This is a genomic window from Pseudomonas sp. ATCC PTA-122608 (assembly GCF_001952855.1).
Taxonomy (GTDB): Bacteria; Pseudomonadota; Gammaproteobacteria; order Pseudomonadales; family Pseudomonadaceae; genus Aquipseudomonas.
Genome location: NZ_LPNO01000004.1, coordinates 149457 through 167213 on the forward strand (window position 1 = coordinate 149457; position 17757 = coordinate 167213).

General features: G+C 58.9%; 20 protein-coding genes and 1 tRNA gene. 10 read left to right on the top strand and 11 right to left on the bottom strand.

From position 1 onward, the window contains the following. Position 1 precedes the first annotated feature (1 nt). Entirely contained in the window at positions 2-946 is a 945-nt protein-coding gene (locus AU074_RS06080; protein ID WP_076013954.1) for a GlxA family transcriptional regulator, read from the top strand. A 54-nt stretch (positions 947-1000) separates the two neighbouring features. On the opposite strand, the gene AU074_RS06085 is transcribed toward AU074_RS06080, so the two are convergent. The 3 genes from AU074_RS06085 to AU074_RS06095 all read right to left on the bottom strand — a co-directional run bounded on the left by AU074_RS06085 (position 1001) and on the right by AU074_RS06095 (position 2898). Next, complete coding sequence (locus AU074_RS06085; RefSeq protein ID WP_076013955.1) at positions 1001-1393, bottom strand: DUF1090 family protein; 393 nt, start codon at positions 1391-1393, stop codon at positions 1001-1003. Positions 1394-1618: 225 nt separating this feature from the next. Then, positions 1619-1846, bottom strand: a complete 228-nt coding sequence (locus AU074_RS06090; RefSeq protein ID WP_076013956.1) for a hypothetical protein — start codon at positions 1844-1846, stop codon at positions 1619-1621. 95 nt (positions 1847-1941) lie between these two features. Next, positions 1942-2898 carry a glycoside hydrolase family 6 protein gene (locus tag AU074_RS06095; RefSeq protein WP_083676643.1) on the bottom strand — a complete coding sequence of 319 codons (957 nt, stop codon included), beginning with the start codon at positions 2896-2898 and terminating at the stop codon, positions 1942-1944. A 145-nt stretch (positions 2899-3043) separates the two neighbouring features. Between AU074_RS06095 and AU074_RS06100 the strand changes: the two genes are divergently transcribed. Next, positions 3044-3562 (top strand): DUF1993 family protein, encoded by a 519-nt coding sequence (locus AU074_RS06100; protein WP_076013957.1) that lies wholly within the window; start codon positions 3044-3046, stop codon positions 3560-3562. Positions 3563-3642: 80 nt separating this feature from the next. Then, positions 3643-3966, top strand: coding sequence for a helix-turn-helix domain-containing protein (locus tag AU074_RS06105; RefSeq protein WP_076013958.1), 324 nt, complete (start codon positions 3643-3645; stop codon positions 3964-3966). Between the two features lie 34 nt (positions 3967-4000). Here AU074_RS06105 and AU074_RS06110 read toward each other — a convergent pair whose 3' ends face one another. Genes AU074_RS06110 through AU074_RS06120 form a run of 3 tightly spaced genes read right to left on the bottom strand, consistent with a single transcriptional unit; the run spans position 4001 to position 7708 of the window. Continuing rightward, entirely contained in the window at positions 4001-5377 is a 1377-nt protein-coding gene (locus AU074_RS06110; protein WP_076013959.1) for a hypothetical protein, read from the bottom strand. A 4-nt stretch (positions 5378-5381) separates the two neighbouring features. Next, entirely contained in the window at positions 5382-6569 is a 1188-nt protein-coding gene (locus AU074_RS06115) for a DUF6384 family protein (protein ID WP_076013960.1), read from the bottom strand. Continuing rightward, on the bottom strand, positions 6569-7708 hold the full coding sequence (locus AU074_RS06120; RefSeq protein WP_076013961.1) for a merozoite surface protein 3b: 1140 nt from the start codon (positions 7706-7708) through the stop codon (positions 6569-6571). Before AU074_RS06120 ends, AU074_RS06115 begins: the two co-directional genes overlap by 1 nt. A gap of 211 nt (positions 7709-7919) precedes the next feature. Between AU074_RS06120 and AU074_RS06125 the strand changes: the two genes are divergently transcribed. The 4 genes from AU074_RS06125 (at position 7920) to AU074_RS06140 (ending at position 10473) form a co-directional block, all read left to right on the top strand. Next, a complete protein-coding gene (locus AU074_RS06125) occupies positions 7920-8528 on the top strand; it encodes a LysE family translocator (protein WP_076013962.1) in 609 nt (202 codons plus the stop codon). 392 nt (positions 8529-8920) lie between these two features. Next, entirely contained in the window at positions 8921-9208 is a 288-nt protein-coding gene (locus AU074_RS06130; RefSeq protein WP_076013963.1) for a helix-turn-helix domain-containing protein, read from the top strand. 354 nt (positions 9209-9562) lie between these two features. Continuing rightward, positions 9563-9649 (top strand) — tRNA-Leu (locus AU074_RS06135). Between the two features lie 176 nt (positions 9650-9825). After that, positions 9826-10473 carry a hypothetical protein gene (locus AU074_RS06140; RefSeq protein WP_076013964.1) on the top strand — a complete coding sequence of 216 codons (648 nt, stop codon included), beginning with the start codon at positions 9826-9828 and terminating at the stop codon, positions 10471-10473. Between the two features lie 139 nt (positions 10474-10612). Here the strand turns inward: AU074_RS06140 and AU074_RS06145 are convergent, their stop codons facing one another. Both AU074_RS06145 and AU074_RS06150 read right to left on the bottom strand, forming a co-directional pair. Beyond that, positions 10613-11008, bottom strand: coding sequence for an ASCH domain-containing protein (locus AU074_RS06145; RefSeq protein WP_218191617.1), 396 nt, complete (start codon positions 11006-11008; stop codon positions 10613-10615). A 118-nt stretch (positions 11009-11126) separates the two neighbouring features. Next, positions 11127-11558 carry a hypothetical protein gene (locus tag AU074_RS06150; RefSeq protein WP_076013966.1) on the bottom strand — a complete coding sequence of 144 codons (432 nt, stop codon included), beginning with the start codon at positions 11556-11558 and terminating at the stop codon, positions 11127-11129. Between the two features lie 279 nt (positions 11559-11837). On the opposite strand from AU074_RS06150, the gene AU074_RS06155 reads away from it, so the two are divergent. The 3 genes from AU074_RS06155 (at position 11838) to AU074_RS06165 (ending at position 14751) form a co-directional block, all read left to right on the top strand. Then, complete coding sequence (locus AU074_RS06155; RefSeq protein ID WP_076013967.1) at positions 11838-12860, top strand: alpha/beta hydrolase; 1023 nt, start codon at positions 11838-11840, stop codon at positions 12858-12860. A gap of 304 nt (positions 12861-13164) precedes the next feature. Continuing rightward, entirely contained in the window at positions 13165-13482 is a 318-nt protein-coding gene (locus AU074_RS06160) for a hypothetical protein (protein WP_076013968.1), read from the top strand. Between the two features lie 87 nt (positions 13483-13569). Then, entirely contained in the window at positions 13570-14751 is a 1182-nt protein-coding gene (locus tag AU074_RS06165; RefSeq protein ID WP_076013998.1) for an MFS transporter, read from the top strand. Positions 14752-14790: 39 nt separating this feature from the next. Here the strand turns inward: AU074_RS06165 and AU074_RS06170 are convergent, their stop codons facing one another. From AU074_RS06170 to AU074_RS06180, 3 genes are read right to left on the bottom strand one after another with little or no spacing between them, the layout of a single operon-like run. Then, positions 14791-15717 carry a sugar ABC transporter substrate-binding protein gene (locus tag AU074_RS06170; protein ID WP_076013969.1) on the bottom strand — a complete coding sequence of 309 codons (927 nt, stop codon included), beginning with the start codon at positions 15715-15717 and terminating at the stop codon, positions 14791-14793. A gap of 36 nt (positions 15718-15753) precedes the next feature. Then, positions 15754-16542, bottom strand: a complete 789-nt coding sequence (locus tag AU074_RS06175; RefSeq protein WP_076013970.1) for a TIM barrel protein — start codon at positions 16540-16542, stop codon at positions 15754-15756. After that, a complete protein-coding gene (locus AU074_RS06180) occupies positions 16539-17561 on the bottom strand; it encodes a Gfo/Idh/MocA family oxidoreductase (protein ID WP_076013971.1) in 1023 nt (340 codons plus the stop codon). The genes AU074_RS06175 and AU074_RS06180 overlap by 4 nt, the downstream gene beginning before the upstream one ends. Positions 17562-17757: the final 196 nt, after the last annotated feature.

The window sequence follows — 17757 nt, forward strand, 5'->3', positions numbered from 1 at the left end:
TGTGAGCGTTGCAGTCATCGCGTTTAACCGCATCAGCCCCTTTCACCTGTCCGTGCCCTGCCTGGTGTTTGGTAAAGATCGCAGAGTGGGGGATTCGCCTTGGTTCGATCTGGTGGTCTGTGCAGGCGAGGAGGGCGTGCTGGTTACCAACGCCGGTTTCGCCATCCATTGCGAGCATGGTCTGGATCAGGTGGCCGGGGCCGATATCGTGATTGTCCCAAGCTGGAGGGACGTCGCTGAAACGCCGCCGGCTGCACTTCTCGAAACGCTTCAGGCCGCTCATGCAAGAGGCGCACTGGTCGTCGGCCTGTGTCTGGGGGCGTTCGTACTCGCTCATGCAGGTCTGCTGAGCGACAAGCGGGCAACCACGCACTGGGCTTGGGCGGCGCATCTGGCGCGAGATTTCCCTCGCATCGAAGTAGACCCCAAAGTGCTCTATGTCGAGGTTGAGCAAATCCTGACCTCGGCGGGCGTGGCCGCGGGCCTCGATTGCTGCATCCATATCGTCAGGCGCATTTATGGGCGGGGAGTTGCCAACGCATTGGCGCGACAGCTGCTTGTTTCCCCACATCGCGACGGCGGCCAGGCTCAGTTCATCAGTCAGCCTGTTCCGCAAGGCGCAAGCGACCAGCGCCTCGGCCAGTTGCTGGATTGGCTTCGGGCAAACCTGGGCCAACCTTTGTCAATCGATCAAGTCGCGACGAGGCTGGCGATGAGTCGGCGTAGTTTCACCCGGCACTTCAAGCAACTCACCGGCTCGACGTTTGGGAAGTGGCTTACGAACGAGCGAATCAAGGCAGCCCAACTGCAGCTCGAAACAACCGACCATAGCATTGAGACGATCGCGGGCTCCTGCGGGTTTGGTACAAGCCTGTCGTTACGTCAGCACTTTTTCTCGATCGTGGGCGTGAGCCCAACAACGTACCGAAAGGCTTATCAACGATAGGCTTGGCAGAAAAATGGCCCGCAATCACGGGCCTTTCTCACAGGGCATTCCAACCTATTTGAACAAGCCGCCAATCGCGTTGATCGCATCCGCAGCCTTGTTCACGGTTTGCTGGTGTTGGGGGTTGGTGCTCACTTGCGCCTGAGCGTTGTAAGTGTTGTTGCTGCAACTTTTGTTGGTTTGTGTCAGTGCCGCCTGGAACGCGGTCGCGCGCAAGGTATCGCCCTTGGCATTGGCCGCGTTGATATTCGTCTGCAGGTCGCGGATCTGTTGCTGGCAGGAGGCGTTATTGGCGTTGACGGTGCTGTTGCTGTTGCTGTTGCTGGCGCTGGCGCCGCCCAGGGCAGATGACAGGGCGCCCGTGAGGGCTGACAGGTCGGCGGCTTGGGCGGTGAGGGTAAACAGGCTGAACAGGGCGGCGGCGGGTGCGAGTTTGGAAAGGCGCATGGCAAACCTCAATGTTTTATTGCCTGCGCAGTTCCGGAAGCCCGAGCAAGCGCAGAACAATATCCATATAGAGGTGAGCGCTCGGGTGAAGCGAAATATATTTGGTCAATTTTTGACCTTCAACAGCGGAGCTCCATAAGTGTGAGTTGTTTCACGTTGTTTCTTAGACGTTGATGGGTGTTACAGCGGTGTTTACTTGAAAGGATGCAAAATGAGGCAGCTACCTCACTTGGCGCAGTGCACACCCGATAGCCGCACCAGCAGCGTCAAAGCAACGATTGCCCAGCCAAAGTTGAGCGCAACAAACATCCATTCAGGTGGAGTTGCACTCAGGAAAATCATCGAGGTAATCGTTAAAAAAACCATCAAAAACCCAAGCGTAAGCCAGAACCAGCGATTCGCCTGGCGCGGACATCCCTCGATCTTCAACGGGTTGTCTTCAGGGAGCGTCATGTTCGTTCGGCCTCGGTAACGTGATGCTTCCTTGCCGGTGTTGAGCTCAAGAGGGCCATCCTGAGCAATGGGGCAGCGCGATGCAAGGGGCGCTCTTAGTTCCCATCAATCAGGCGCATCGCCAGTTCGGGGCTGAACGTGCCTGCCGCCGGGCCGCCGTGACAATCGGTTTTTGTTGAAGACGCCCCGTCCGAGTTGCCCGGAAGTTTGATCCATAGGGCAACCAACTGCGGTGAAAGCACTTGGGGTGTCATACCGATCCTGCGACCCGTGGGGTTGCACCAGTCACCAGGCGTTGCGCCGTTGCCGTTGCGGCTGGTGTCTACCGCGATGGCTTTTGTATAGGTGTACTCGCTTAACAGCCTGGCATTGATCGCGTCACCGTAACTGCGCACCTGGGCGAGGGTGTAGAAGTTGGCGATATTCAGGGCAAACCCGCGGGCCTCTTTCACACCGGCTGCATTCAACGCCTCAGCCATGGCGCCTGGGGATTTCCAGCCTGGATTGCCGGCGTCCAGATATACATCCGTATGGGGCGAGCGCTGCTTGAGCCCCGAGACGGCGTAATTGATCAGCTGCAGCCGCTCGGAGCGCTTGTCCTTGTCCAGGCACTGCATATCGGCCAGCGCATCCGGTTCCAGAATGACCACCGCAGATTTGTCTCCAATACCGTTGATCAGTTGGTCTACCCAGGCCCGGTATGCTGTTGCATTCGGCGCACCGCCTGCAGACGCGCCGCCGCTGCAGTCGCGATGGGGCAAGTTGTAGGCCACCAGGATCGGCGTTTTATCCGCGCCGGCAGCGGCCGATACGTAACGATTGACTCGATCCGGGAGCGTGCCCGCAGCCTGGCTGGTGCGGGTCAGCCACAGGGCACTGGGCACCTCGGCAATGGTTGAGCGGATCCTTGCGGTGGCAGGCGTATCGGGGTGCTGCTGGACCCACTGTGCGGCGGTTGACTGCGGGTTGACGTAGAACCCATCGCTCGCCTGGGCAGCAGGCAACATCGACAGGCCGATAAAGCCGGCGGCAAGGGTGGCGATCTTTAGCACGCTCTACACCAGTAAGAGGGGCGGGTGGCCAAGGTAAGTCGGCTCGCCGCCGACGTCACGTGAAGCTGTATGAAGCTTGCCGGGTAGCCGCGTAGGCCGTAGCCATGGCATGCTCCCGCGCTCAGCATCCAGTCAAGGAAGAACGATGTCGATTTATGCAATCACCGTCCCCTGCTTTGCGCAGATGTTGCGGTCGCTCCAGGGGCTTTTGTCCAAAGGCGAAGCGCACGCCAGCGAGTTGGCCTATGACTCGCAAAACCTGCTGGACGCGCGGCTGGCGCCGGACATGCACACCCTCGCAACGCAGATCCGGTTTGCGTGCACCCAGGCCCAGGAATCGGTCCAGCGTCTCACCCATCAACCGCTGCCGGTCCTGAGCACACCCGCGACCCTCAGCGAGGCGCGTGGGTTGATCGAGCAAACTCTGCAAGCCCTCGCCTCGGCAGATCGCGAACTCATCGACAGCAGCGAGCGTACTATCTCGATAGCGCTTCCCGACGGCACTGTTTTCGACATGACTGCCCACGAATACGCGGTCAATTGGGCCATTCCCCAGTTCTATTTCCACCTGATGACCGCCTACAACATCCTTCGCCATAACGGTGTGCCGCTCGGCAAGGCCGATTACGTGCCGCATATGTTCGCCTTCGTGCGCGCGCAATAAGCAGCCACCCGAATGAATGGACCCCGGTTCTGCACATAAGCGTATGGTGGGTGTTAAACGCGCTTATTGAGGTACCCACCATGGACGATCGGCTCGGCACCCGCCTGAAAGAAGAACGCAAGGTCCTGGGGCTCTCCCAACAGGAGTTCGGCGCGATTGGCGGTGTCGCTGCGAATGCCCAGGTGCATTACGAGAGCGGTGCTCGACTACCCAAGTCCGATTACCTGATAGCCATCCGGCGCAAAGGCGTGGACATACTTTATGTGCTGACGGGGGAGCGGGCGGTTATCAATCTGGACACGCTCAGCGACAAGGAAACGTTGATCATCAACCACTACCGCACGCTGGACGGGATGGATCAGGATGCGATTGCGCAGATCACTTCCTCGTTGTCTGACAGCTAGCAACGAGGAAGTCCCGGATTTGCTTTGCGCCAGGCTAGAAGCTGTCGGTCGTCCTGAAGTTGCCGCCGCCTGTACTGCCTGACGACGAAAAGCTGACCGTGTTGTTATTGCTGTTGCTGTCGACGGTGATGACGCCGTAGCTGATAGGGCTGATCGATGCGCTGACATAGCCCCGCGTCGCGCCGGCGGCTACTTGGCTGCGGCGCACGATTTTAAGGCCCCGGCTAAGCACATCCACCACTTGCCCAAGTGTCACGTCCTGCGTCATGTAGCCGGCTACCAGCCGCTCGAAGTCTGTCGACAGGTCAAAGTAAACATCGCGACCGGTAAAGTCATCGGTGCGAACTCTACGCTCCAGGTCTTTGGCGCGCTGGTAGTCGCTCTTGTACAGCTTGATTGCATCCTCGGCCTCCGCCAACTTCTGTAACACCATTACCAAGCGCAGATGCGAAGTTTGCAGTCGCTCCACGATCAGGTCGTCAGCCGCGTCCGGAGTCTGGCTGGCGAGGTCAATCAATTCGCCGATGCTGCGGGTTTTCAATTGGTCAGTGAGCAACTGCCGAGCACGCTGGTACTGCGGGTCTTCGTTGCGCAAGTAGCTACCGAGTTTTTCCTGGATAGCATTAGCCTGGCGCTTGGCGTTGTCGATCACCTGTTGCAGGGCGTCGAGCTCGGGTTGTATTGAGGCCTGCCCGAGTTGGTCTCGTGCCTGAGTCAGTTGCGCATCGACACTTGTGCTCAGGTTGCTGATCAGATCGCTGCGTTCGGCCTGCAAGGCTTCGTTTCGCTCATCAAGGGCGATCAGGCTAAGCTCGTTTTTGCGGTTGGCGAGGTAATTCACCTTGGTGGCCAGCCAGTTGTCCATCCAGCGGTTCAGTCGATTTCGCCGGTATTGGTCGGTGCCGAAAGCGTGCCCGCGCAGGTAGACGTAGACCAGGTTCGTATCATAGCCGCGGCGTTTCAGCGCGCACTCCTGGCGCAGTTCCTCATAACCGCTGATGTGTTCGCGGTGGGCGGCTTGGGCCAGGTCCAGTTGCTCGACCTGTCGCGCATAGTCCGCGTTCAGCTCCAGAGATAGCCGGGCTTGTTGGTCAAGAGAGTCGGCTCGTGCTTGCAGCTTTTCCTTGTCTGCCAGCGCACGGGCCACGTCGTGCTCTGCCTCACGCAGCTCCCGGTGGAGCAAGTCCTGAGACTGTTGGCGCATTTTCAGGGCGGAGGCGACTTGCTCGTTCTGCGTGTCGCCCAGTTGCAGGTGCAGGGCGGCGATGTGGCCCAGGCGCAGGGTCAGATCCTGCTCCAGCGCCAGTTGCTCGCCGAGCAGTTCAGACAGTTGTCGCTCGGCCGTGCGAATCATCAGCTCGGCGTTGCGGGAGTTACGTTCGGTGATACCGATCAGGGTGTCAGGCGTCATGTCTTCACCACTCCAATATCGTTTCGAGCGGGTCGGTGGTCCGTTGGCTCAAATAGGTGACTTCCATCCTGCCGGCCGGCTTGCGGCCGATCACGCGGTGGGTCAGGTGGCCGTCGTCGAGTTTGTCGGCCTTGACCTTCAGGTATTCGGCCTGCGGCACCCGCACAGCGAACTGGCTGGCCCAGGCGCCGGTGCCGGTCTCAGTGCTGACGGTGGGCAGCAGCACCGGCCTGTCCGACAGGTCGACGGCTTCGACAACCAAATACCAGCTCTTGCCCTGGGTCGAACCAGGATTGGAATTACACAGCGCCTTGTCGTAGCAGCGCTCGACACCAGACGGTGTGCCGGGCCGGTCGACAACCCGGATGGATACCTCCTTGGGGATCAGTTCGGTGTTGGCACGCAGTGCCCTGAGTTGGCCGCCGGCTTTTTCGATCTCGAATTTCCCGATGAGGTCTTTGATCATGACCAATTCGGCCTGCATGCCAAGCGTCGCTTTGCTGTCGGAGGCGGGCAGGTGAATATCGGCGACCTTGCGGGTCAACTCGTTGAGCTGGTCGGTCATCGGCTGGACCGCCTTGACCTTGGCCAAAAACGCTTCCAGCACGCCAATCTGTTCGTTGGCGTAATCGACCCCCGAGGTATCGACCATGGCCAGGGCATGTTCGGCCTTGGTGCTCAGGCGGGGCAGGGCACTGAACAGATCGCTGCCCTCAAGATAGGCCGGATCCTGTTGCACGGCGCTCAGGCGAGCCTTCAGGTTGGCGATGTCTGACTGTTTCTGTGCCACGTTCGTCTCAACGGCGATGGCCGCTCGTTGAGCCTCTTGGATTTCGTGCCTGGCGACCATCACACGGCTGCAGTGCACCACCAGCAAGGTGACCGCGATGAGCTGAATGACAAGTATCCCGCGATGGCGCTTGAGCAGTACCTTGCTCCAGAAACGGTCAAGCGCACTCAGTTCCGGGGCCTCGAACACCAGGCGTTTGGAAAAGAATTCGCGCACGCCTTGGTCGATCTGCGCTTCGCTAAACTTGATGCCGTTGTTCTGGTAATACTCACGGATGCGCGCCGCCACTTCGGCACGGCGTTGGGGCAGGCTCAGGTCCTTTTCCACGGCCATCTGCTGGTGGCGCAGTTGATCCACCAGCGCCATCGCGCCCAGTTGCTCGGAGAGGAGAATGTCGCTCATCAAGCGGCCTTGGTCAGCAATGCGGCGAACTTGCGTTTGGCCTCTTCGACGGCTTCGGCGATGTCACGGGACGCGTTGCTGGATTCAGCGCGGTAGGTTTCCGTGAGGCCGTGCATGTCCGTCTGGAAACTCAGGGTGGCATCGGCCAGGGCGCGCACCGAGTCGACCTTGATCGTGGTGCCGTAGCTGGCCTGGACCGCCGCTTCCAGTTGCGTGTTGCCGGTGCTGCCCAGGGCTTCAAGGCCCTTGCTGATGCCGTCGGTGGTGGCATTCAGCGTGTTGGTGGCTTCGGCCAGGCCGCTGTTGCTGGTGAACGACACGGCGAGGCCGGTTAACACCACTTCGTTGGTGGAGAAAAACGAGACCATGCGCTGGTACTGGCGCTCCTTGATCACATGCACCTGGTTGATCCGGGCGAAGACCATTTCGGCCGTGTTGTAGCCGACCTTGAGGTCATCGGCGATGTCCTTGACGATCTGATAGCGCTTGTCTTCGTCCTGCAGGGCGCGTACAGCTTCGTCGCGGCGCAGCTCCAGGGCCGCGCGCTCGGCCGGCGCCAGGGTTTCGGCAGCCGTGACTTGGGCGTTGGCCTCGTTCAAGGCCTGGGTCCGCTGCTCCAGCACCTGGCCGGCCGTGGCGAGCACTTGCTGGGCATCGACCTCGGCGGCTTTCATGGCCATGCGGAAGTCCAGGTAGGCCTCCAGGATCACGGTTTCCCGGGCGATCTGGTCATTGGCCGACTTGCACACCTGCAGGTATTTTTCACGGATCTCGCTGAAGCGGCTGGGGATCGAGCCACGACGCAGGTTCATCCAGCTCAGCTTGAGTTTCTCCAGCGTATCCAGACGTCCGTCATCCATCCAGCCGGCCATGGCGGCCGCGTCTTCGCGGATCGAGGTGAAGCTTTGGGTGATGTCCATGAAGCGTGTGGAGATATCCATGCCGGCGATCTGTTCGCGAACCACGCTGTTGAAGGTGGTCGACTGTTGCAGCACGGCAGCGATAGCGGTGACTTTGGCGGTGTCGTACTGGGCCACGCGGTCCAGCAATACCAGGACCGGTGCATCTGGAACCGGCTGCAGAAGATTGATGCCCAGGGTCCGCAGGCCAGTCAGCGCGCGGTCGAGGTAGTTGCTCATCGAGTGTCCTTTCAGGATGTGTTCAGCACAGGGTGCAGACAGGTGCACAAGTATACCGATCAATGAAGGCAAACCAATGGCAGTTTGGTGGGAAGGCGCTTGTTGGCAGGCCTGACGAAGTGTATGCCTGTATCTGCCTGTAGCTGTACGGGGCGCAGGCTGGCGCAACGTTCTACTGTCACGGCCACAGTACTCGTTCGGATGTCGCGCCATGCTTATGTCTTCAAGCCTGTTGTCAGCCTTTGCGCTGTTCGCCTTTGTCTCCTCGATCACCCCTGGCCCGAATAACACCATGTTGCTGGCGTCCGGGGTGAACTTCGGTTTTGTCCGCTCGATTCCCCATGCATTGGGCATCAGCATTGGCTTCATGTTGTTGGTGATCGCCGTGGGCTTGGGCCTGGGGGAAGTGTTCAAGGCGTTGCCGTGGGCTTACACCGTATTGCGCTATGTGGGGGCGGCGTATTTGCTGTACCTGGCGTGGAAGATTGCAACCTCCAGCGCGATGTCTGATGACACTGATGACAAGCGCAAACCCATGACCTTTCTCGGCGCTGCGGCGTTTCAGTGGGTCAACCCCAAGGCCTGGGTCATGGCGTTGGGCGCGATCACCACCTACACGCCTGCCGACGGTTATGTCACCAACGTGCTGTTGATTGCTGCGGTGTTTGCCCTGGTGAACCTGCCCAGCGTTTGTGTGTGGGCCGGCTGCGGTAGCGGCTTGCGCAATGTGTTGCGCGAGCCGCGCTGGTTGCGGCTGTTCAACTGGTCGATGGCGGGATTGTTGGTGCTGTCTTTGTATCCGATGTTTTTTGCCGGCTGACACTACCTCTGAACGCAGGCGGTGGGGTGTGGATCCTAGACCGGTGAGATGGTGGCAAGCAGACCAATCGCGATGGTCAGCGCAAGAAAACCGAACAGGAAAAATGCCATCTTAGCCATAAGGCCTCCGAAATGAACGGGCCGGCAGGACGGTTCCTGCCGGGCTCCACGGGCGTGTCGGGAGTGGGTGTATTGTCAGGGCAGGACGGGTTTCGATACAGGGTCAGATGCACAAGAAAAAAGCGTATCAGATGCTCCCTAACGTCGCAGGTGCCGGAGAACAGGGGGATGCTGGTTTTCGGGGATCAGGCAATAAATAGCGGGTCAGTTCGGTCAAGGAACTAACCTTTTGTGCGGAGTATCGTATTCACCATCCCACACAGGAGGTTTTTCATGAGCATTGGGGCGAGGTTAAAGGCAGAACGTGCCAGGCTTGGCTATTCTCAAGCGGCGCTGGGCAAGGTCGGAGGCGTTGAGACCAATGCTCAGGGGCGTTATGAAAACGGTGTGCGTTTTCCACGGGCAGATTACCTGGCGGCCATTGCCAAGGTCGGTGTCGACGTGTTGTTTGTCATCACCGGCAACCGGGCGGAAAATGGCAACGCCGATTCAGCCAAAGCGGCCGAAGCACTGGACAGCGCCACGGAGTGCCTGGAGAAGGCAAAAGAGTTGATTCACTGAAGCGGTTTGCATCGGGGCGAGTAGGCAAATGGGCAAAACGTTGGCTGCGCTGTCGTTTTTGATGACCCTGGTTTGGGTTTCAGTGGTCATTGCGGTAATGACTTATTTTTCCTGATGCACCTGGGGACGCGTGCGGTGGGGGCCGAAGCGGCCTGCGCTGCTATTGCCCACCACCGCGGCCGAAATCTGTAGATCACTGATCTGGCGAGCTTTTTTGTTTGCCGGGGTGCAGCTTGTTTGTTTGAAAAAGCCCGCGCTCGACCTTGCATCGAGGGGGCTGGATCTATATATTCCCTAGCCTGCTGCAACGCTCAAGGGCTGTTCAAGCTGCTTGGCTCGCTGTATAGCGCTACCGCCCGAATGGCGAAACTGGTAGACGCATGGGACTTAAAATCCCCCGCTCGTAAGGGCGTGCCGGTTCGATTCCGGCTTCGGGCACCACAATATTCAAGGACTTGCGTGATTTATCAGGCAGGTCCTTTTTTGTTTCCGCTCCGCAATTTCAACTGTTGCTCCGCAACTCACTTAGTTGGCGGATGCCCAGTCAGGCTTTTTACTGAGTGTTTTTAGTCTGGTTCGTACACGATGGATCTTAGGTAAACTCAAGGATGTAGTAGATGCGTAATACCTGGTTGCTGCTCTTTGTTTCGTCCATCGCCCTTGCTGGTTGTGGCGGGATCCCCTCTGTTCCCTATGTCGATCCACCTCAGGCCGACAATACGGCCCGAGTTCGTGTGATCACCAATTCCAATGTGTTTGGCGACAGTGTCACTGGCAGCTGTGCCCCGGATACTCGCCACAAAATGGCTGTAGCTGGTCGCTTCTCAGAGGATGGACAGCCGAGCATTAACTACCCTCAGTACCCACTTAAGCCGGCCGATCTTGGAATGCCGGGAAGGGTTTCACCCAAGCTTCAGCAGTACATCGGAGCCGTTCGGATGGCCGAAGGCTTGTACACCGAGATTGTGGCTGAGTACCGCGTTAAAACAGATGCACCCTTTCAGGTTGCGACATTAGGTGCGTCGGCCGGCAGCTACGGCAGCACTTACGCTGTGTGCCCAGGCCAGGCGAAAGTATTCAAACTGGAGCCCGGAAAAGACTACGAGGTTCTGGTGGGCCTCGGCAGCGCGCCCAACGCGGATGGAAATGCGGTGATTATGTGCGTGTTTGGCGTAGTCGAGCTTATGTCTATTCCTAATCTACCGATTGCATGGCCGAAAAAACTCACGGGCACGGAGTCGCCCCAGAAGCTTTGCAAGGGCTAAGTAGCACAGCTCATATTTTTTACTTGGTTGCCATATCTAAGCCCAGCGCGATTGCTGGGCTTTTTCGTTTTTGGCTATCCATCTCGGCAAGAGCGAGCGGGCATTGAAGATCTTGGCGCTATTGCTTGGAAGCACGCTCTCAAGAGCCTGAGGCAATCCGAATCTTTGTCTGCTCAGGTGTTTCATGCTCAACCACCTGAACCGTGTCCGATAGCTGAATGAGGGGATAGTGCTCCCGCATCCCCTCGAGCATCACCCTTGGTGGCCATTCGTCCTGCATACCGCAGAAAGCAGCGGCTTCGTTTAAAGGCATGTACGTGCAACGAGTAACCCACACGACGGTTGTCTTGCTCGGGTCGTCCTCACATTCGTAGCGCAAATAGCCTGGCTCTATATGCAGTTCGCCCATGCGGATCGTTGACCTCTTGCTGCCTTTGAGCAACTCAGGGAAAAGTCGAGGCACAATCCGCAACGTTTGCATGCACGAATCCTTAGAAAACACACATAAAAGGGAGTAATTGCCAGAGTCTTCCATGAGCCCTTTCTTTGATGCTTCCATTGCGATCTGAGCGCGTCACCGTAGCAGAGTAGGGCGCTCGCCAGAAATAAGAAGCCCGGCGCTGGGCCGGGCTTCGATGTAATAGCGTCAGAAACTAACGATGCTTGTTCTTGTGTTTATGCTTGTTTTTGCCATTGTGCTTCTTGCCATCAGATCGATGATTGCTCTCATCGTCCGCCAGGTTGTTTCCTAGCGCGCCACCCGCGGCGCCGCCGAGACCTGCACCGATCGTCGAGCCCGTGGCGCCGCCGAGGCGATTACCAATGAGTGACCCGCCAGCCGATCCGACACCGCCACCTATCGCGGCTTCCGCTCTGTTGCCTCTTTGAGCGCCGACAGCACTGCCGGCAGCACCACCTACGCCTGCGCCTACTGCCGCGCCCGTCGAGCCGCCGAGCTGTTGACCTACGATATTGCCAAGTGCACCACCAACGCCGCCTCCAAGAGCGGCTGTGCCATCTCCGGCTGCCATCGCGCCTTGCGAAATGAGGACACCCAGAACTAGGGCGGGTAGTGTCATTTTCATTTTTTGAACCTCTATGGGTTGTCAGCAGGCGCTCACGGTTTAAAGCACGCCTGGCATTAGGACTAGAGTGAAAGTTTGAAGTTCTCTAAGGGCAGTGCCCGCAGGCGAATGGTTGTAACAAGATATGCCGTGTTGGGTCTGGCTGCAGATGGCAGGTACAGGACTGACAATGACGGGAAGCTGGCAAGCATCATAGGGATCGTTACGCTAGGGTGCAGATTCAGCGGTGATTCTGCCGATATGACGCTTATGTCGGCCGGCCTAGCATGAGGAGATCCTATGTCCACTTCCAAGCTCACTTCACGGGTTTTCAGCACGCCCCGTCACACGACGCATTATGTAGAGCAGGGGCCTGCCGACGGCCCATTGATGATGTTCCTGCACGGTTGGCCTGAGCTCAGTTTGATCTGGCGTGCGCAGCTGGAAGCGTTCGCAGCTAAAGGCTGGTACTGCGTCGCACCCGACATGCGCGGTTATGGTGGCTCCTCTGCGCCTGCCGCGCTCGATGCGTACACGATTGAAAACATCGTGGCAGACATGGCAGAACTTCATGACCACCTCGGCGGAATGCCCGCAATCTGGGTAGGCCACGATTGGGGCAGCGTTGTGGCGGGTGAATTGGTCGCTCATGAACCTCAGCGCAGCCGCGGCGTGGTGCTGATTTCGGTCCCGTATTTCCCTTTCACGAACGCGTTGCCGACGCTGGTCCCGCTGGTTGACCGAGGGATTTATCCGGCGGACCAGTATCCAGACGGTCAATGGGACTATTACCGCTACTACAACACGCACTTTGCGTCCGCCGTCGCTGATCTTGATGCGGACAAAGCCGCGTCGCTGGCGTCGATTTATCGGCGAGGCGATCCCGCGAGCATCGGCAAGGTTGCATCCAATGCCGAAGTAACCAGGAAAGGCGGGCGGTTTGGCGAAGCGCACCGGGCTCCACCCTCCCAACCAGACCCCGCGCTCTGGCCCGAGGCGGACTTTGCTGCACTGGTGCGGACGTTCGAAGAGCGGGGCTTCCGCGCACCCTGCGCGTGGTACCTGAACGACGATGCCAATATCGAGTACGCCCACCGAGCGCCCGATGGTGGACGCCTGTCATTGCCCGTACTGTTTGTGAACGGCGATTACGACCAGATGAATACCATCAAGGGCAATCAACTGGGCGATCCAATGCGTGCGGCCTGCGCAGATCTCAGCGTTACGAGCGTGTCTGGCGGGCACTGGCTGCCGGTGGAGTGCAAGACAGAACTCGTAGAGGCCATCAGTGCCTGGCTACAAAGTCGGGAGCTCCGTAGTTGATCTTTCTTTAGCGTCTTTGAGATCGCTATACCCCTGCTAATGTTGCCCGGGTTGTTCGCAATGGCTAACGGAACGTATGATCGGAACGAGCGCCCTTATTTGGGCGCTGAGTCTCACACCCGTTGAAGGACATGAGCATGGAAAAGCACTTCGGTAATTCAGGCCTGTTCAAGGCTGCTTCGTATCACTGCAACACGCTCCTGAGCAGCGGCATCGCTCGCTGGGAGCTGAAAAATATTGCGTTGAATACGAAGGAGTTTTTGATATGTCCAAAGAACTACTCGGAGTTTCTGCTCTAGGGCTGATGGTGCTCGGTGAGTTTTGTGCAATCTACAGTGAGGTGGTAACCGCCAAGCTTGCCCAAACAGGTAATGGTTCATGGGAAGCGTTCGTCCTTCCCGTTGTGGTTATGTGTTTTGCCGGGCTTTGCCTGCTGGGTGCGTATTGGCTGGGGTACCTGGCTGTCGGTGATATCTGGATCGTCACCGTGGTCTCAGTCACCTCTTTGTTGCTGCTTGAGCCCGTGGTGGTCTGGTCTCTGTTTCATGAAGCACCAGGACGTGGCGCACTTATCGGGTTCGTCCTCGGCGCCTTGGGTATGCTTTCCACTGTATTGCTTTAACTCAGCCCTCTGGCCCGGTGATCAAACGCCGGGCCAGTTCACCGCCGCTGGATTTGATTTGATCATGAACAGGGAAGGACATTGCCGGTGATCAACTCAGCCTTGCGGGTATGGTGTGCAGTCAGTGTGCTGTGCATCGCCTCGTTTACCATGGTGACTTCCGAGTTCGCCCCCATTGGTTTGCTGTCGCAACTATCTGCCGACCTGAATCAAGCCCCGTCCACCGTCGGGCTGACCGTAACCCTATACGCGTGGATCGGGGCGGCCAGCGGCTTGTTATCCAACTGGTTGAACCGCCGGGTTCCCCGCAAGGCGCTGCTGATTGCGTTGATGTTGATACTGGCCTTATCAAACGGCCTGGCAGCGTTGTCCCCTGAATTTTCCTCTCTGCTCGGTGCCCGCGCCGTCGGCGCATTGGCCCATGGCGTGTTCTGGGCCATCGTGGCAGCCACCGCCGCGCATATTGTGCCGTCGCACCGCGTGGGACTGGCCACCTCGATTGTGCTGGGCGGCATCACGATCGCCACGGTCATGGGCGTACCGCTGATTAATCTGGTAGGCCAATACGATGGTTGGCGCACGGCCTTTATGTGCCTGGCCGTGATGTGTGTCGCCTGCGCCGGTGCGATCGCCCTGGTGCTGCCTTCAATGCATATTCCCTCGCTGGCCAAAGGTCTGGGGTTTGCGGTGGTGCTGCGGCGCAAGGACCTCTTGATCACCTACGTCATCACCGGCCTGACCGCCGCCGCGCATTTTGGCGCCTACACCTTTGTCGAACCGTTTATAGGCCAGGTACCCGGCATTACTTCGTATTGGATTGCTGTATTGCTGTTTGCTTTCGGCGCCGCAGGTTTTCTGGGCAACCTGCTGAGTGCGCTGTTTATTGATCGCTACTTGAAGGCGTTCATTTTGCTGGCGCTGGTTGCGATGGCATTGGCATTGGTGACCTTGGGCATCTACGGTCCGCTACTGGGACTCGCGCCCGTGGTGACGTTACTGGTGATCTGGGGCGTGGCCATTTCCGCTTTGTTTACCGGCCTGCAGACGTGGGTCTTGAGGATCGCCGGAGATCACATGGTACCGGCGACCGCCCTCCATACCGCCGTGCTCAACAGTGCAATCGGGCTGGGTGTGATTGTCGGAGGGAGCGTGCTGGACGTGGCCGGGTTCAAGGGGGCGATGCTGTCGGCCAGCGTGGTGATTGTTCCGGCTATTGTCCTGATGATTACCGTGGGGTTGCGTGCCCGCGCAGAGCCGGTTTTTTCGTGAGCGCCGCTGATCCCCAGTCGGGATCAGCGGCGGTCGGGGCTACTTGTAGTGCTGTTCAAACATGGCAACCTGCTCCGGTTTGATCAACTGAAACGGCACCCACACATCCGTCTCGACCGCTTCGCCCTTGATCATTTTGATGGCTGCTTGTACGGCAGCAGTGGCTTGGGCCTTGGGGTCTTGAAAGACTGAGGCAACCAGCATCCCGCGCTTGATCGCGGCCAGCCCGTCGGGCAAGCCGTCGATGCCGACGATGGCGATATCGCCTTTGGCTTTTCCCGCTTGCTGCAACGCCATCGCAGCGCCAATGGCCATCTCGTCGTTGTTGGCCACGATGGCATCGAAGTGAGTCCCCGCCAGCAACCAGTTGCTGGTCAGGTCCATGCTTTTGCTGCGCTGCCATTCAGCCGATTGCTGTTCCACGATCTTGATATCGGGATAATCCTTGAGCACCTGTTTAACCCCTTCGGTACGGTCATGGGTGGCGTTTTGCGCCAGGTCACCCATGATAATTGCGAGCGTCCCTTTGCCCTGGAGCTTCTCGGCGAGGTAGCGCATCTGCAATTGCCCGGCCTCAATATCATTGGACGCCACCGTCACCACGCCTTTGGGCAATACGCGCTCGTCCGGGTGGCGGTTGACGTAGACCAGCGGCGTATTCGCCTCGACAGCGGCGCGGGTCATGTTGGCAGTGGCGGCGGTGTCCACCGGCAAGACGATGACCGCATCGACTTTCTGATTGATAAACCCCTGGACCTGATTGAGCTGGCGCACCACGTCGCCCTGGGCGTCTTCGAACTGGATCTGGACATTCTCCTGTTTGGCCGCATCTTCCAGGCCGCTGCGCACGTAGGTCATGAAATTGTCGTCAACCCTGGCAATGCTGACGCCTACGCGATAGCTGGCGGCGGCCCATTGGCTGAAGAGGAGTAACAGCGTGGCGAAAAGCAATGTGCTGCGACGCATGATGGTGTTCCTTTTATTGTTATGAGTTGAAAGGCATCAAGACAAGGTGAAGGCTTGCCGGAAGCGTGCCAGTGCCGCCTCGCTGTCGCCACTGGCCCAGCCCTCAAGACCCACGACACCGGTGTATCCCAGGTTGTACAAAGCGCTGGCAATGGCGGGATAGTGGATCTCACCCGTGCCGGGCTCCTTGCGGCCAGGCACGTCCGCCACCTGGATTTCACCGATGGCGCTGCCGGCGCGCTGGATCAGTTCGATCAGGTTTCCTTCGCCGATCTGCGCGTGATAGAGGTCGAGGTTCATCTTCAGATGGGGGCTGCCCACTGCTTCGATCAGCGCCAGGGTGTCGTCGGCGCGAGCGAAGGGGGTGCCGGGATGGTCCACCTCGGTGTTGAGGTTTTCCAGCAGGAAAACCCGCCCGGCGTCTTCGCCCAGGCGCGCGATTTTTTCCAGGGTCTTGCAGGCGCTCAACCACATGCGCCCGGTGGTGCGAGCCACCGGCTTGACCGGCAAACCCCGGTCACCCAGGCCGGTGCCATGCAGGTTGAGGCTTGGGCAATTGAGCTGGGCGGCGATGGCCAAGGATTCCCGGGCGCTGTCGAGCAGTTGCGCAATCTCCTCGGGGTCGGTCAGGTTGCCCGAGATGTAGCCCGTCATTGAGGTGAAGTCTGCGCCGGTGGCGGCCAGTGCCGGGATGTCCTTGGTCGTCCAGCCCCAGATTTCGGCGCTGAACCCCAGCGCATGGATCCGTTTGACGCGCTCGGTGAAGGGCAGGTCGAGGAAGACCATTTCGGCACTGACCGCCAGCTTGAAGGGTACGAAGCTCATGAGCGACCGCCTTGCACACGTACGATTTTGCCTTGCTGGAAAGACTCGATGCACGCGCGGGCGATGGCCAGTGCGGCGCGGGCATCTTCGCCGCTGGCGAGAGGCTTCTCGCCGCTGCGCAGGCAGCCCACGAAGTGGTTGAGCTCGGCCACGTAGGCGTCACGCAGCAGGTCGGTGTCCAGGCGCTGGGTGTCAGCCTGGATGCCGCCGGCAACGTAGCGAACCAGATCAGAGTCATGGACGCCGCCCATGGTCAGCATGCCCGCGCTGCCGAACACTTCCCCGCGAACATCGTAGCCGTACACCGCCTGGAAGTTCGCTTCAGCTGTAGCGATGGCTCCGTTGTCGAAGCGGATCGTGACCACCGCGGTGTCCAGGAAACCTTTGCTTTTGTAGTCCGGTGCAATCAACGCATCGGCCATGACAAACACATCGACGGCTTCGGCGCCGGGGTTCAGGTAGCGCAGGGTGTCGAAGTCATGGATCAGGGTTTCGAGGAAAATCACCCATTGCGGTGAGGCGGCGGGATTGTTCAGTGCCGGATCCCGTGTCAGCGAGCGCAGCAACTGTGGCGTTCCGATACGGCCTGCGACTACATCCAGGTGAGCCGTGCGAAAACTTTTGGCGAAGCGGCGGTTGAAGCCCACTTGAAGCGTCACCTGGGCATCGGCAGCGGCGGCGATGGCGCGGTCGGCTTCTTCGAGGGTAATGGCCATGGGCTTTTCGCAAAATACCCCTTTGCCGGCGCGGGCGGCGCTGATCACCAATTCGGCATGGCTGCGGGCCGGAGCGGCGATCAGTACGCCGTCGATGTCCGGGTCATCGAGCAGTTGCTGGGGATCGGTGTAGACCCGTTGTACGCCCAGCTCTGACGCCAGGCGCGCAGCTTGGCCGGGTGTCGGGTCGGCAATGGCGGCCAGGCAGGCACCGGGGATATGCCGGGCGGCTGTCAGGCCATGGAAGCTACCCATGCGGCCGGCGCCGATGAGACCGAGGCGGATGTTCTTGGATGTACTCATGAAATGACTCCTTTTTATTGTTGTACCGCAGGGATCTTCTGCTGGTACAGACTAGGAGCAAGGGTTGTGCCAATATTTAAACCATTGATATGTAAGAGATTAATGAGAGTTTATTCAAATTAGTGTTCATTCAGATGACATGTCTATACTGACATGTCAAAAATATGAACACAGGAGCAGCCCGTGATCCCACAGC